This is a genomic window from Arcticibacter eurypsychrophilus (assembly GCF_001730525.1).
In the GTDB taxonomy this organism is placed as follows: domain Bacteria; phylum Bacteroidota; class Bacteroidia; order Sphingobacteriales; family Sphingobacteriaceae; genus Arcticibacter; species Arcticibacter eurypsychrophilus.
In genome coordinates this window covers 17,160-33,789 of the sequence record NZ_MDFN01000009.1, presented here as the reverse complement: position 1 = coordinate 33,789, position 16,630 = coordinate 17,160, and the positions used below count along the sequence as shown (strand labels likewise).

At 38.0% G+C, this 16,630-nt stretch carries 7 protein-coding genes; all 7 read left to right on the top strand.

Features of this window, described 5'->3' with window-relative positions; all coding sequences use genetic code 11:
* Positions 1 to 2,571 (top strand): beta-galactosidase, encoded by a 2,571-nt coding sequence (locus BFL47_RS06440; RefSeq protein WP_083257044.1) that lies wholly within the window; start codon positions 1 to 3, stop codon positions 2,569 to 2,571.
* Between the two features lie 488 nt (positions 2,572 to 3,059).
* Complete coding sequence (locus BFL47_RS06435) at positions 3,060 to 5,288, top strand: fasciclin domain-containing protein (protein ID WP_069658986.1); 2,229 nt, start codon at positions 3,060 to 3,062, stop codon at positions 5,286 to 5,288.
* A 13-nt stretch (positions 5,289 to 5,301) separates the two neighbouring features.
* On the top strand, positions 5,302 to 8,583 hold the full coding sequence (locus tag BFL47_RS06430; RefSeq protein WP_069658985.1) for a SusC/RagA family TonB-linked outer membrane protein: 3,282 nt from the start codon (positions 5,302 to 5,304) through the stop codon (positions 8,581 to 8,583).
* A 20-nt stretch (positions 8,584 to 8,603) separates the two neighbouring features.
* Positions 8,604 to 10,094 carry a RagB/SusD family nutrient uptake outer membrane protein gene (locus BFL47_RS06425; RefSeq protein WP_170827284.1) on the top strand — a complete coding sequence of 497 codons (1,491 nt, stop codon included), beginning with the start codon at positions 8,604 to 8,606 and terminating at the stop codon, positions 10,092 to 10,094.
* A gap of 8 nt (positions 10,095 to 10,102) precedes the next feature.
* The gene (locus BFL47_RS06420; protein WP_069658983.1) at positions 10,103 to 11,917 is read left to right on the top strand and encodes a fasciclin domain-containing protein; all 1,815 of its coding nucleotides are present in this window, start codon (positions 10,103 to 10,105) and stop codon (positions 11,915 to 11,917) included.
* A gap of 9 nt (positions 11,918 to 11,926) precedes the next feature.
* Entirely contained in the window at positions 11,927 to 13,381 is a 1,455-nt protein-coding gene (locus BFL47_RS06415) for a fasciclin domain-containing protein (RefSeq protein ID WP_069658982.1), read from the top strand.
* Between the two features lie 29 nt (positions 13,382 to 13,410).
* Positions 13,411 to 16,626: a SusC/RagA family TonB-linked outer membrane protein gene (locus BFL47_RS06410; protein ID WP_069658981.1), complete on the top strand. Its 3,216-nt coding sequence runs from the start codon at positions 13,411 to 13,413 to the stop codon at positions 16,624 to 16,626.
* Positions 16,627 to 16,630 lie beyond the last annotated feature (4 nt).

The following is a 16,630-nucleotide window of genomic DNA, read 5'->3' as shown; positions in this document are numbered from 1 at the left end:
ATGGCCAATCAAATTAAATTAGGCGGGATTGTTTTATCGACGATGATCCTTTTCAGGGGAGTTAGAGTTCAAAGTAGGTATACTGCTCTAATGAAATTAAGCTTGATTATTTTATTTGCGTTATTTTTTTCTACGGAAGTTAAAGGGCAAAGTACATATACTGCAGATTTGAGTTCTGCAGAAACGCCAATCCTAAGAGACCATCTTAAGTTGGGAACTCACCAGAACGCTAATGGGGATGTGCTGGATGCAAATAGTCTGTACTTTACAAAAAATGGTCAGCCCTGGTATCCTGTTATGGGTGAAATACATTTCTCCCGTTATCCTCGTGCATATTGGGAGGAAGCTATTCTAAAGATGAAAGCTGCGGGAATCGATGTGATTGCCTCTTATGTTTTCTGGATTTACCATGAAGAGGAGGAGGGGCACTTTAACTGGACGGGCGACAATGATCTTCGTGCTTTTGCCGAGTTATGTAAAAAGCATCATGTGTTTTTCTTTGCGCGCATTGGTCCATGGTGCCATGGAGAAGTCAGGAATGGTGGTTTCCCTGATTGGCTGGTTAAAAAAGGCAATACCCGAAAAAATAATCCAGCGTATTTGAGTGCCGTTCAACTGTTTTATAATGAAGTGGGGAAACAGCTTAACGGGCTTTATTTTAAAAATGGAGGTCCGGTTATAGGCACTCAGATAGAGAATGAGTACCGTTTTAATAATCCAGCAGGGTTGGAGCACATGGTGACTTTAAAGGAGATGGCGCTTAAGGCAGGTATAGATGTTCCCTATTATACAGCAACAGGATGGCCGGGTTCTAACCAAATGCAAAATGAACTTTTACCTGTATGGGGTGCTTATCCTGAAGCACCATGGGATAAAAAGACTACCAAATTAGCACTTTCGGAAAACTACCTTTTTACAGCTTTACGGGGAGATGTTACGATAGGAAGTGATTTATTGGGTAAACATGCTATTGACACCACTTATAAAGGATATCGCTATCCGTATGCGACAGCCGAAATGGGTGGTGGAAACCAAATTACTGATCATCGGAGACCTATCATTCAGGCAGATGATGTTTCTGCACTCAGTTATGTTAAAGTTGGGTCAGGGGCTAATCTGATGGGCTATTATATGTTTCATGGGGGCTCAAATCCAATTGGTAAATTGTCTACGCTTCAGGAATCAAAGGCAACTAAGTATCCGAATGACTATCCTATTATCAGCTATGATTTTTTAGCACCAATAGGGGAGTGGGGACAAATACGTCCTTCTTACAGATCGTATAAAGTTATCCATAGCTTTTTAAATGATTTTGGTAATCAGCTGGTGCAGTATACTACTTCGTTTCCCAATCAGAAACCTTCGGGCTCGGCAGATAATAGTGTGCTCCGGTTTGTGGTTCGATCAAAAGGGAACAGTGGATTTGTATTTATCAGTAATTTCCAGCGGCAGTTGGTTATGAAAGATTTTGAAAATGTACAGTTTGGTTTGAAGCTTCCGGTGGGCGTTTTAACTTTTCCTGAAAAACCAATCACGATCAAGAAAGATCTGCAGGTTATCTTTCCGTTCAACATGGATCTGGGTGGGGTTAATTTGAAATATGCAACTGCTCAGCCGCTATGTTTGGTAAAAGGTAAAATTCCTATGTATGTATTTTTTGCGCCGGAAGGAATTGATCCGGAATTTGTATTTGATAAGACGAATATCAAAGAAATGAAAGCTACAGATGGCAAAGTGCTGAGTTCTTTAGATGGCTATCACATTTCTAATCTTAAACCTGGCACCGCTTGTGTCACTGAAATTTCTTTAAGTAATGGGAGCAAGATAAATGTATTGATTTTGAGTCATAAACAAGCCTTGGATGCCTGGAAAGGAAATGCATTTGAGGCGGAACGTTTATTTATTTCAAAGCAGGAATTAACCTTTCCGGGAGATAGCTTAAATATTCAGAGTACCGGTGATCCAAGGATTAGCTTTTCTGTATATCCTTCAATTACTAATTTGGTTGCAGGTAAACATCAGTTGATTGAATCAGCGGATGGGATTTTTAAGAGGCATAGTCTTAATCTTACACCACGTAGACTGGAAGCTTCTTTCAAAGAAGTCCAGAATATTTCCTCCTATCAGAATAAAGGAAAACTTGTGCCATTTGATAATCGAGATACGACTGCCGGAGGTCTTGTTAAGACAGGTCCTCAATATCAAACTAACATGGTAGCTGTTGCAGGTTCCAGGTATTACAGTATTAAGCTCCCTGCTACTCTTGGAGATTTGAATGAAGCTTATATGAAAATAAATTACACAGGGGACACCGGGTCTTTGTATTTAAATGGAACTTTGATTGCTGATGATTTTTATTCAGGGCTAGCGATGACTGTTGGTTTGAAAAGGTTTATTAAAACAGGTGGAGGTAAGGAAATGCTGTTTCAGATCGTTCCATTGCCGAATGAACGAGAGGTCTTCTTCGAAGATGGGATAAGAGGAAAGATGAAATACAGTCAGGCTTCATTATTCGACGTGTTAATTGTTCCTCACTATGAGGTTGTTTTTTCTTCAAAACGATCGATGTAATTATGTATAACAAAGTGTTACCACTCTTAATTGTTTGTGAAGAATAAAATTTGTAATTAAATATTGTGATTTATTCGGATATTCATTACAAAAATGGAATGGAATACAATAAAACAGAGGTATTGTTTCGAAATTTGTATTTATTAAAATCAGGACAGGACGGAACAGGTTGCAGTTTATTTCTAACTCTCATACATTCGGAAATATAAGTCAACTTAATCTGAAAAGGAAGAAACTTATGGACTGGTTAATAAACTAAAATCATACATAAACATTGTTCACTGAATTATAAATATGGATAAAATCTTTACATTCACTGTTTCTTCAAAACCTACTAACATCTAAATCTAAAAATACTAGATTTTACTAATTAATTATTAAAACCGAAAATGAGGTTTAAGGAATTCTTACGTCCTCGTTTTAAATTGTCATGTTGACATGTGTTACATATGTCCGCACTTAACTAGCATACCATTATAAATAATTATATGAAGAGATCAATACAATCTTTATTGTGCTTTCTGGTAGTAGTCCTTTTATTTACGAGCTGTCGTAAAAAAGAATGGGACGATTATTACGGCAGACCAGAAGGCCTCGCAGAACCAATTTATCAACAATTACAAGCCAAAGGTAATTTTATAAATTTTCTGGCATTAGCAGACAAAGCAGGTTATAAAGATGCCCTAAGCGGATCAGGCTCCTGGACATTGTTTGCACCAAATGATGCTGCATTTCCAGCGTTTTTTCAAGAGAACGGAATCAGCGGAATCGCAGATGTAAGTGAAGAACTAGCTACAAAAGTTGTCAGGTATTCGATGACTTATGACGGTGAGCAAAGTAGTCGTCTTAGTGACTATCTTTCAAGGACAGGCTGGATAGAAAATACGGCATTCCGTCGCCGGACAGTATATTACGACTTTGTATATGATGATAAGAATGCGGCCGGAACAAGTATTAAAGCAATTGCAGGCAATAGACTTGGAGGCTATCTTTCCAACGATTTCAATAACAAGAATATACCTATATTTCAAACGGCCTTCACCGACCTGGTTAAAGTTACAGCGGATGACTATAAAGTCTTTTATCCTAATAGTGACTATATAGGATTCAATATAGGACCTGCAAAAGTGCTTGCAGATCAACAGGATATTGTTGCGGAGAATGGGGTAATTCATGTAGTGGACAAAGTATTGGTTCCACCCTTAAGCGTAGATAGATATATTGCTTCAAACGACCAATACAAGGTATTCAGAGGTTTGTTGAACAAATTTGCTTCTTACAGTGCTAACGCTGATGTTACACATCGGTATCAGGTATTAACAGGGAATAGTGATTCTGTATATGCAAAGATTTATAGTGCATCTCTTGCCTTTCCTGTAAACAGTGAAAATTTCTTAAAAGAAGATGCAAATGATGCTCAAATATCAAGTTTTTCCATTATTGCACCAACTGATGCAGCTGTTAATACCTACGCCGCAAATGTTTTATTAAAGTATTATCCTGCAGGAACTACCCTGGATAATTTGTTCCAATTAAATCCAGGTATCCTTTCAAATTTCGTTAACTCACATATGTATTCTACTCCATTGTGGGCGAGTAAATTTGCAACTACAACTAATTCGCAAGGTGAGCTTACACATGTAAGCCTCGCAGCAGATGTAATAGAAAAGAAGGCCTTAAGTAACGGATTCTTTTATGGAACCAACAAAGCACAGGACGCTAACATCTTTTCAACCGTTTATGGGAATGCTTATTTGAATCCTACGTATTCAATCATGACCAAGGCGCTGAATTATTATGGGTTCTATATTAGTTTAAAAACGGCAACCTTGAGATATGGTCTGATCCTGGTATCAGACGCCGAACTAATGAAAATGGGTTTTGCATACGATGCTTATTACCCTACAGCTCCTTTTCGGTATAATGGTGCTGCAGATAATGTAATGCTGAAACGAATTATGGATACTCACATTATTCCATTAGGAGCTCGGGCTGCACCTAATTTTGCAGGTGAAGGCGTACTAGAAACGAATAACGGAGAATATATCAGGTATAAAGGAAACCAATTGAGCTCTTCAGGAACAATGGATAATAACTTAACAATTCCTATAAGTTCGGTTAGTACATCTAGCAACGGCCCTGCAATATATGCTGGAGGAGCATTGACATACACCAATTTGTTAGTAGGCAAACATATTGAAAAGTATGGAACTTTACCTACTGATCCTTTTTACTATTTCTTTCAATATCTGAAGAATAACCTTGGAACAAAAGGTGGTATTTATAATGCGACCACGGGTGAGATAACAGGGGTATCATTAGGTATCAATTACACCGTTTTTGTTCCTTCAAAAGAAGCTATTGAACAGGCTGTTAGAGATGGTAAGTTACCTGGTGCATTTACAGCTACAACGGTAACCCCCAATTTCAATCCTACAGATGCAACCGGTATATCAAATGTAACCCGTTTTATTCAATACCATATTTTAAATAAGAACTCTATTGCAACGGATGGACAGAAAACTGGCAGGTATGAGACCTTACTCAAAAATACTGATGGTGATATTCTTGGTCTGACTATTACATATGAATTGAATAATCTTAAGGTAACAGATATGAATGGAGGCGTTGCACAGGTTGTTCTTTCAAATAGTAACGTCCTATCCAATAGGACCCTTATTCATCAAATCAGTTCTTATTTAAAGTTTACCTATTAATACGATCAGAATCATGAAGAAAAAATATTTTTACAGATTCGATCTGATCGTTATCTGTCTGCTCTTTATTATGCCTTGTGTTCAGGCCCAAACTCCTGCAACTACAGTCAGAGGTAAGGTAATTGATAAAGGCGACCGGCTTCCAATCGCTGGTGCCACTGTGATTATTGTAGATCAGGAAAGGCGTACTGTTAATGGTACATCTACTGATATTGAAGGAAATTATGTTTTAAAAGTGGCTAAGCCGGAATACCGGATTATGGTGTCATTTATTAGTTATAAATCCACTCAACCTCTGGCAATTGCAGGGAAAGCCATTATAAACTTCCAGTTGGAGGGTATGTCCAATGAACTTACTACAGTTGTGATCAAAGGAGTAGCGAAAGCGAAGGGAAATGATCTACACCTGGATAAGAAGAATCTAACTACAGCAGTTGCCACTATCGAGGCAAAGGATCTGGAAGAAATGCAGGCCGCTTCAATAGATCAGGCACTTCAGGGACGTCTTCCTGGTGTTGATATTACGGCAGGATCAGGTGATCCTGGAGCGGGCATGCAAATCCGAATTCGTGGAGTGTCTTCCATAAATGGGGTTTCTGATCCGCTTATAGTAGTGGATGGAATGATCTATGAGATAACGATACCGTCGGATTTTAACTTTGCAACATCGGATGAAAACGGATATGGTCAGTTGCTGAATATTGCACCATCTGATATTCAAGATATTAGTGTGCTAAAAGATGCGGCAGCAACAGCGGTATGGGGATCAAGAGCGGCTAATGGGGTCTTAGTAATTAATACTAAACGTGGAGCCATTGGAACACCTAAGGTTACTTATACATTTAAAGGGTCACTTTCAAAACAACCTGATGCTATCCCTATGCTAAATGGGGATCAGTACTCCACATTGATCTCAGAAGAATTTTATAATTCAGGAGTTCAGTTTTCTACTAATGAGAGTGCTAAGCAGTTTCAATATGATCCTAATGATCCTTACAATTATTATAATTTCAGCAATAATACAGATTGGGTAAAAGCTATTACCCAAACAGGTTATATGCAGGATCATAATATTTCTATTAATGGTGGTGGAGAAAAAGCTACTTACTTTGCTTCAGTCGGCTATTTTAATCAGGCAGGAACTACAAAGGGAACTGATTTAAGTCGTATAACCGCTCGTATTAATCTGGATTATAATGTATCTAGCCGTATTCATTTCCGCTCAGATATATCGTATACCCATTTAGATAATAGCGCATTATATGACAAGTATAACAGAGACATCGCTTATAGCAAAATGCCTAACCAGAGTATTTATGAATATGATGAATTCGGAAATCTGACATCAAACTATTTTAGTCCGGCTACCACTGCTCAAGGTACAATTGGTTATAATAGTAAAGATGAAATTATAGGTACTTATAATGCACTGGCTATGGCTATGGCCTCTACTAATAGACAAATAGGAGAGCGTATCATGCCAAAGTTTAATTTACGCTATGAAATTATACCTAGTATTTTAACAGCATCATCAGATTTGTTAATTAACATAAACAATAACAAATACAAAACTTTCCTTCCTCAAATAGCGACAGGAAGACCATTTATTGAAAATAGCGTTAATCGGGCCACTGATAATGATGCCGATGATTTTGGAATTTCTACTAAAACGAATTTTATATATACACCTAAAATAAGTGAAAATCATAGTTTTACAGGGCTACTGTCTTTCCAGAGTAATGATGTAACTACTACATCGCAATCTTTGAAATCTTCCAATACAGCTTCTTCTTTTCTAGATGATCCATCAATTGATTCAAGAACTAATTTAGTGAATTCTGCTAAATCCAGCGTTATCGAATCAAGGTCAGTAGGAGTACTGCTAAATGGACAATATGGTTATCTAAATCGTTACTTGTTGAATGTAAGTTTGAGAGGTGATGGGAATTCAAAGTTTGGCCCTGCTAATCGTTACGGATTCTTCCCATCCATTTCAGGTCGTTGGAGAATATCTGATGAGCCTATAATGAGAGACTTGAAATTTTTAAATGAATTTAGTTTAAGAGCGAGTTACGGTAAATTAGGAAATGCACCTAAGTATGATTATCGCTATTTCAATATTTATCAAAGCTCTAGCATAAGTTATCTTGGAGAAACAGGAGTCTATCCGTCAAATATTGAGCTAAGTGATCTTAGATGGGAAACAGTTACTGGTAAAAATGTTGGATTGAACCTGGCATTATTTAATAACAGGATATCGCTTGATGCTGAACTATACAGAAATCGTACATCTGACTTATTTTATGAAAATCTCCAGGTAGCTTCTTACAATGGTTTTTCAGGTTTAGATATGAACGTTGGTATAATGGATAATCAAGGATGGGAGATAAGCTTAAATACTAATGTTATAAACAAAAAGAATTTGCGCTTTGATTTTAACTTCAATGTAGCTCATAATGAAAATATGATTCGAGAGATTTCTCCTTTGTATCCACGTGAAAATGCAGGTAAGATAACCACTAATGGAACCTGGAAAACCTATGTGCAGGAGAATACACCATTCGGATCCTTCTACGGATTTAAGTTTCAAGGAGTTTATAAGGATAAGGAAGCAACTATTGCGACAGATAAGGCTGGAAATCCTATTATCGGTCCTAACGGTGATAAGGTATATATGCGTTTTGCCTATCCATCCATTGATTATGTCTTTCAACCGGGAGACGCGAAGTATGAAGATATCAATCATGACGGATCGATTGATTATAAGGACATCGTATATCTTGGAAATGGAAATCCAAAGTTAACAGGAGGATTTGGCCCATCATTTACCTTCAAGGGAAATTTGAAATTGAGTGCTTTCTTTACTTACAGACAAGGATTTGATTTGATAAATGGTACGAAAATTACAACAACTAGTATGTATGGTTTCGGTAATCAAAGTACTGCTGTTTTGAAAAGATGGAAGACAGAGGGCGATGTTACAGATATGCCAAGAGCAATGTATCGTAAAGGATACAATTACCTGGGTTCAAGCAGGTATGTTGAAGATGGTTCTTTTGTGAAGTTAAGATCAGTAACTGTTCGGTATGACTTTGTTAAAAGTGTATTGCAACGTTTGAATTTGAGTGGTTTGAGTACTTATTTAACAGCTGAAAACCTCTTTACATTCACTAAATACACCGGTCAGGATCCAGAAGTATCAACAAAAATTAACGGACCTTTTAGCACTATCATTGATAACTCAATGACTCCAGCTGCTAAAACAGTCACATTCGGTTTATCTGTAAGGTTTTAATCTTTTTTAATATGAGTAAGATGAAAAAATTTATATATGGAGCTGGTATTATATTCCTGATGCTGCTTGACACTTCCTGCAACAAATGGTTGGATCTATCTCCTCAGGATGGAATCACACGTCAGGAATATTGGAAAACAAAAGAGGATATAAAATCCGCCATTATTGGTTGTTACTCCTCTCTTATTGCATCTCCCGTAGGAGTTACAGATAGAAAGGTAACAGAATATTTATTTACCTGGGGAGAAATTAGAGCTGATATGATATCAGCTAGTCCTTTAGCGACAATAGATGATAAGAATATTATGGAGGTAAATATTGTCGCATCGAATGGACTGACAAAATGGGCAGCACTATACCGTACTATTAACTATTGCAATACCGTATTGGAATATGCTCCCGAAGTGAAAAATTATGATCCAACATTGACTGATGAACAATTAAATGCATATATGGGGGAGGCTCTTACATTAAGAAGTCTGATGTATTTCTATCTGGTAAGAACATTTAGAGATGTCCCTTTTAAGACAACTTCGACATCGAAGGATACCGATTTGCAAGAATTAGGAACGACATCCGCTTCTGTTATTCTTGATCAATTAGTTGCTGACCTAAAAACAGCTGACTTGGCAGTTCCGGTTACATACAATTCTACAATTGCAACTGACAAGGGACGTATTACCAAAGTAGCCGTTGAAACACTGCTGGCAGATGTTTATCTATGGATGGAACAGTATGATAATTGTATTGCGGAATGTAATAAGGTGATTGCCTATTCTATCGCCAATCCTTTAAAATTATCTTTGATCGGTGGATCTAATGCATGGTGGACTCTTGTCTACTATAACGGAAGTTCCAGAGAAACAATTTTTGAGTTTGCTAATATGCCCTCCACAGATAATGGTTTTAACGCCATCCTTGTTAATTCAGCAAAGAGATTTATAGCTTCTCCTTCACTCGTAGAATCTGTTTTTATTCCCGATGATATGGATCTTAGTAATAGGGACTACCGGGGTGATGACGTTTCTTTCAGTTCTACAAGCAGTACCATAACCAAATTCGGCGTAGAAAATCCTTCCTATGTAAACTGGCAGGCTTACCGTTATTCTGATGTGTTGCTTTTGAAAGCTGAAGCCTTGGCTGTAAAAGATCAGGGAGCAGAAGCCCTTGCGATCCTATCAAGCTTTCGCACTACCCGCCACGCAATTTCTTCCACAGCTCAAAGTCCTGATCCTACAGATGTCGCTGGAATATGTGACTATATTTTGGCTGAAAGATCCCGTGAGTTTGCTTTTGAAGGAAAGCGTTGGTATGATCTTTTAAGAAATGCTAAAAGGAACAACTACGAAAGGCTTGATATTCTACTCAATATGGTTTCAGGAACTGTTCCCTCAACCATGCAACAAACGGCAATGAATAAATTTAAAGATGTAAACAGTCATTACCTGCCTATCAATGAGGCTGATATTTTCGCTGATACTAAATTAATACAAAATCCATTCTACAAATAAAAGTGGTTATGAAAAAAATATATCGTTTTAAACCCAATCAGGGATGGATCTTTATGTTGATCCTATTACTCTTTATAACTAATAGTTGTAAGAAGGAATTATATACCCAATCTACTACTGATGATGTGAATATTGTTGGGTATCTGGAATTGTATCCGGATCAATTTTCACTCATGACAGAAATATTAGAGCGCTCAGGTACATCAGGATATCTTGGAGCCTATGGAACGTATACCTTGTTTACTCCTGACAACACAGCTATTAAGGCTTGGTTAGTAAAATTAAATAAAGCGTCAGTTGCTGATGTACCTGTTGAAGATTTGAAGAACATGGTTAAATTCCATTTGCTGGCTGATACAATTGGTACAGAAGCATTTACCGATGGAAAGCTGCCAGAACTTACCTTATATGGACAATATCTGGTTACTGGAGCTACTAATCAAAATGGAAGTAGCAGTTACTTGGTCAATAAGCAAGCTAAAATTACGAAACCTAATGTTCGTGTGGGTAATGGCGTCATGCATATCATTGATGAGGTCTTATTGCCTTCCACTAAGACATTGGCAAAGATGATTGAAGAAAGTTCACGTTACACCATTTTTACTCAGGCATTAAAGGAAACTGGATTTTATGATTCGTTAAATGTGGAACAATCTGAGGCAACAGACACCTTAAAGCGATTCCAAACGGCTATCATTGAATCAGATTCTGCCCTTAATGTGGCTGGAATCAGCAGCTATGCACAATTAAAAGCGAAGTTAAGTAAGACATCAAGTCCCAAAAACCATACCGATAGTTTATGGCTTTATGTGGCGTATCACATTATACCAGGAGCAAACTACATGGCAGATATAACAGAGACTTCCGCACTGTATACTTTGGCTCCGAGGGAAATTATCACCAGTAAATTTGTGGGACAAATGATTCTACTTAACGATGATGACTTTAATGGAGTGCATGAGCAGGGAGTAGCCATTAATAGAAGTTTCTCAGATTTGACTACTTCAAATGGTGTAATACATGATTCGAAAAATCTATTTAAAATAAAGGTTAGGTTCCAGGTTCCTCTCTTTTGGGAAATTACAGATCAACCTGAGATCAGTTCACAGGGAAGTATATGGCGTAAACCGACAGGGTCAACCTATGTTTTAACTGCTAATGGAGCGAGCTTGGTAGCCGCCTATCAGTTTGAGCGTCCAAGTGCTGGTCAGACTCCAAAATATGTTTCTACAACAGCGACAAACCGATACTTTAGCAATTCGGATTATCTATCAATGTCTATGATAGCGGCCACAAATACGGCTAGAAATGTTTGGTTCGAAATGAAAACTCCCATGTTAGTGAAAGGAAAATACAAGGTATGGGCATGTTATGGTCAAAATAGTAATGGACCTATTCTCCAGGCAGTTTTTGATAAAGGAACCAGTATGGAGCAAACCATGCCAACCCTGCTTGATTGCCGACAAACCCTGGACGCGTCAGGCGTTGTTTCTGCTGGTGCTGCACTTGCTGATGCAGATAATAATATGCTTTCACAGGGCTTTAAGCGCTATATGGCACATGCGAATGAAACAAATGTAGATGGTATAAAAGGAAGCATTCCACAAACGGGTACTGGTTGGAATGTAAATCCTTCCCGTTTACTTGGTACGGTCGAGATTCTAACTACTGACAGGCATTGGATTCGATTTACACATGTTGGAGGGAATACAGGGCAAGATTATACATGGATCGATATGATCCACTTCATACCTCTTGATAAGGATCAAAATTATCCTAGATTTCACAAAACAGCTGCTATCTTCCAAAGACCAAATTTATAAAGAAGAATCATGAACATAAAAAATATAGCCTATTCAGTGTTATTCCTCACCTGCCTTTTTACTCTTCAAGGATGTAAAGATCAATGGGATGACCATAATGGCCTGACTAATGAGGCTAATAAACTGACTTTAACAGAGCAAATAGCTACGGATCCAACTTTAAGTAAGTTTTATGAGTATCTAGTATCCACTGGTTACGATAAAGTACTTGAATCTTCCCAAACCTTCACGGTTTGGGCACCTTCTAATACTGCTTTAGAAGCATTGAATACAGCAGAGCCGGGATACTTGACTAATGCTATAAATCTGAAGAGTTTTATAGGCAATCATATTGTCAAAATGATGTATCCTATTTCTAAAGCAGGTGATACACTTCGGGTTCAGACATTAAACGGGAAGTATATCAACATGATCAATGATAAGTTTGAAAATATCTTGATAACTAAAGCTGATCAGTATACCAAGAACGGTGTACTTCATGTTGTTGGTCAGGCTGTTCCTGTTAAAGTCAGGATCTGGACTATCTTAAATGCGCTAACAGGATATTCACAAATTGCTGCGATGAAATCCCTTGATACTGTTGTTTTAGGAGCAGCTGGTGACACCATTGCTAATAAAATGAGCCCCACATGGTTACTTTATTCAGCCGCTTTAAACACCGAAAATAGGCAGTACACTTACTTTGTATTAAACAACTCAGCTTTTGCAACTGAGATTAGTAAAATAATGCCTTATTATCAGTCCACAAGTATTAGCCCGGACAGTACAACCGAATACCTGACAAAACTCTCTATGCTTAAAGATGTAATGGTATCAGGAATCTACACGGTAGAAAACTTGGTAGACACTCCATTGATTGCCGTTTCAGGTGTACGGATTCCTATTAAGAAAGCAAACATTATTGCAAGCATACCGGCAAGTAATGGAATTGTCCATATTGTAAATGCGTTGCCTTATCCGTTGAATTATAAGATTAAGGATATTGTTATTCAGGGTGAACTGCCTTCTTCTTTCAGAAATACTGAAAAAAGATCAGTGACGTATTACCGTACGAAAGCAGATACACTGGGGAAAAAATATCAGGACATTGAGATTTATGCACATGTTACTTCTGAATATTATATTGATTATAAAGGCAGGGGCTTGAATTCTGTAACGTATAAAGTATTTGGAAGGGCAGTATTCGGTTTACCTGGTGATTCACAAATAACAGGTTTTACTCAACGGGTAGCCTTTGCCGATGTAGCAACAGGTCTCTATAGCCTTAACTATACGGGCGCCTTGCCATTTGTTGTTGGTCACAGAACAGGAAAAACGAGGTTTGATGAATATGAGCTTGGCACGTATACTAAAACAAAATTTGGTACAATTAATTTTAGGCTTATTTCTGCAGCTGTTACAACTACAGGTATAAATACCCTGATGTTAGATTATATACGATTAGAGCCGGTTTTGCCTCAATAAGATTCTCATTCTGATTCAAAATATTTATTATGCGTCAATTTATTACGATAAAAAAAGGAATTTTCCTTTCACTCTTTATGCTTGCTTCGGTGTCTGGCCTATTTGCCCAGGAGCAGGATACTACGCAGTATAGCACAGATACAACTACAGTTGCCGTAGTTCAAAAAAAGATTAAAGGTGTTCAAGTAAAAGGAACAGTATTCAACGGAACTACAGGTAGTCCCGCTTTAGGTATACGAGTTTCTGTAGAAGGATTCTCTGCTGCGATTACAGATGATAAGGGAAACTTTACCATTGTAGTTCCGGATTACCGATCTACAGTCATATTTTCTGCCGATGGCTTTCACACCCGGTTTGCTCAGGTTTCAAAAGGGAAGAAGCTGAACGTTCATCTCTATCCCGAAACATTTGCTTCTCAGTTTGCTGAAGTCATGCTTCCCTCAGGAAGGCAGTCTTTAGCCCGAACCGTTGGAGCAATTTCATCACAAAATCCGAATGGTTCATGGTCAGCAGATTCTGAAACACCTGACACTTATTATCAGGGAAGATTAAGTGGAGTGAATACCATCAGGCGCTCAGGTACTCCCGGTATTGGTGCTAACCTCTTTATTAGAGGTTTTCGTTCTCTACTGGCAAGCAACCAGCCGCTATATGTGGTAGACGGAATGATCTTTGACGCCAATTCATACGGAACTTCTTTAACCGGCGGACACGCAAATAACCCTTTGCAGCATCTCGATATCAAGGATATCGAAAATATGACTGTGATTAAGGATGCATCCGGAGCGGCTATTTATGGAACCAGAGCAGCAAATGGAGTCGTCCTTATTACGACTAATCACGCCAAAGAGCTAGCTACCAAAATTGACTTTGCTGTTTATGGCGGATTAAATATGGCTCCTAAAAATTTGCCGGTAATGAATGCAGCTGATTATAGGTTATATCTTTCCGATATTCTGAAGAGTCAGGGTATAAGTAATGCTGCCGTATCGGCGATGTCTCTCATGAATGATAACCCCGCCAATGCGAGTTATACGAAGTATCATAATAATACGGACTGGCAGAAGGAAGTTTTCAAAAACACTTTTGATAAAAACTACTCACTTAGTGTTAGTGGGGGAGATAATATTGCCAAGTATGCTCTTTCTGTTGGAGTGATAGATAATAAAGGAATTATTGATAGTACGACTTATAATAGATACAATACACGTTTCAATGCTGATTTAAATTTAAGTAAAAAATTGACAGCAACGACTAATCTTGCTTTCAGTTATGTGCAACAGGATTTGAAAGATCAGGGGCTCTCTCCAATAACGAATCCAATGTTTCTTGCTCTGGTAAAGTCACCTTTTATGAATGTGAATGAAGTAAGTCAGGGTGGGATTGTATCTCCAAATCTTTCAGATACGGACACCCTTGGAATCGGTAACCCCAGGTCACTGATTGAAAAAGGCCAGAATAATAAGAAGACCTATCGTTTTTCAGGATCTGTAAATATAGACTATGCATTCACTAAAGCTTTAAAACTTACTGCGCTAACCGGGTTAACTTATGATAAGATTCAGGAAAGTTTGTTTGTCCCCCGACGAGGTGTTGCAAATGACACTTTAAGTACCATTATAGCTGATAGTCGTTTAGGTAGTCAGGTGATCAGATACTTCAGTATGTACAATGATTTGAGATTGTCTTATACAAAAGAAATCAACCATCATCAACGCATCAATACCTTTCTTGGAATGCGGTACAATACCAATCAAAGTGAGCAAGATTATGCGCTTGGATATAATTCTGGAACAGACGAACTGATTAGCATTGGAAATAGTGATTTATCAACCCGTCAATTCGGTGGAGATAGGGGCAACTGGAATACTTTCAGTACATACGGATCTGCAGATTACAATTACGAAGACCGCTATTTATTGAATGCCTCTTTTTCGATAGATGGTTCTTCACGGTTTGGAAAGAAGATTGAAAATGCCTTAACTATAAATGGAAATAAGTTTGCAGTAATGCCAGCAATTGGTGCAGCATGGGTAGTTTCTTCAGAAGACTTCTTGAAAACTGCAAAGAATGTTGACTTGCTTAAACTTAGGGTAAGTTATGGTTGGGTAGGTAATGACGATATTGGAAACTATACTGCTAAACAGTATTATGTTTCTCAAAACTTGCTGGGTCTCCAAGGTTTGGTTCGTGGAAATATTGCCAATCCTTACCTGCAATGGGAAGTAGTTAGAAAGTTTAATTCAGGAGTTGATGCAGCATTCTTCAATGAAAGGCTAAGCTTTAGCCTGGATTACTGGAATAACTATACCGATAAGATGCTTACTGCTCAAACATTAGAAAGTAGTGCTGGTCTCGATTCTTACATCAGTAATAACGCTGCAATGCGTTCTACAGGAATAGATTTTGGAATTAACACCCGAATTTTAAATAAAAAGCTAAAGTGGGATGCTGGAATCACAATTAGTACCTATAAAAATAAGATTACCCGCTTACCGTCAGAAGAGTTGTATAATACATACGCCGGAGCTACCTATATCACTCGTGTTGGTGATGCCGCTAATTTATTCTATGGGTACAAGACTAACGGAGTGTATGCAACCGCTGCAGAGGCTTCAGCTGTAGGATTATCCATCCGTACTATAGCAGGCGATTTAATTCCTTTTAAGGCTGGAGATATTCGCTTTATAAATACAGATCAAGATGCTAATAAAGTAATTGATGAACAGGACCGTGTGATTATTGGTGATCCTAACCCTGATTTTTCCGGAGGTTTTACTAATAATTTAAAGTGGAAAAGATGGGATGTGGATGCCTTATTCACTTTTGTAAGTGGAAACGACATTTACAATTATACCCGCGCTCAATTGGAATCAGGTAAAAACTACAATAATCAAACTGAAGCACTTGCTAACAGATGGAGAGGTGAAGGACAAATTACGAATACGCCTAAAGCTACTTATGGAGATCCAATGGGTAATAGCAGGTTCTCTGATCGTTGGATAGAAGATGGATCTTATATCCGGTTACGTACTTTATCACTGACTTATGCTATACCAACTAAGGGAAAGTCTCTTAAATATGCAAAGGTTTATGCCACCGCGAATAATGTGTTTACGTTGAGCAAATACATGGGTTATGATCCTGAGTTCAGTGCTTCTGGAAGCGTTTATACTCAGGGAGTGGATACGACACTTGAACCACAATTTAAATCTTTTCAATTAGGCATTCGTATAGGCTTATAACTGA

Bases quoted from the DNA above. Each gene is read 5' to 3' on its own strand.
- BFL47_RS06440 (WP_083257044.1), top strand. From the start codon at position 1: ATGGCCAATCAAATTAAATTAGGCGGGATTGTTTTATCGACGATGATC.
- BFL47_RS06435 (WP_069658986.1), top strand. From the start codon at position 3,060: ATGAAGAGATCAATACAATCTTTATTGTGCTTTCTGGTAGTAGTCCTT.
- BFL47_RS06430 (WP_069658985.1), top strand. From the start codon at position 5,302: ATGAAGAAAAAATATTTTTACAGATTCGATCTGATCGTTATCTGTCTG.
- BFL47_RS06425 (WP_170827284.1), top strand. From the start codon at position 8,604: ATGAAAAAATTTATATATGGAGCTGGTATTATATTCCTGATGCTGCTT.
- BFL47_RS06420 (WP_069658983.1), top strand. From the start codon at position 10,103: ATGAAAAAAATATATCGTTTTAAACCCAATCAGGGATGGATCTTTATG.
- BFL47_RS06415 (WP_069658982.1), top strand. From the start codon at position 11,927: ATGAACATAAAAAATATAGCCTATTCAGTGTTATTCCTCACCTGCCTT.
- BFL47_RS06410 (WP_069658981.1), top strand. From the start codon at position 13,411: ATGCGTCAATTTATTACGATAAAAAAAGGAATTTTCCTTTCACTCTTT.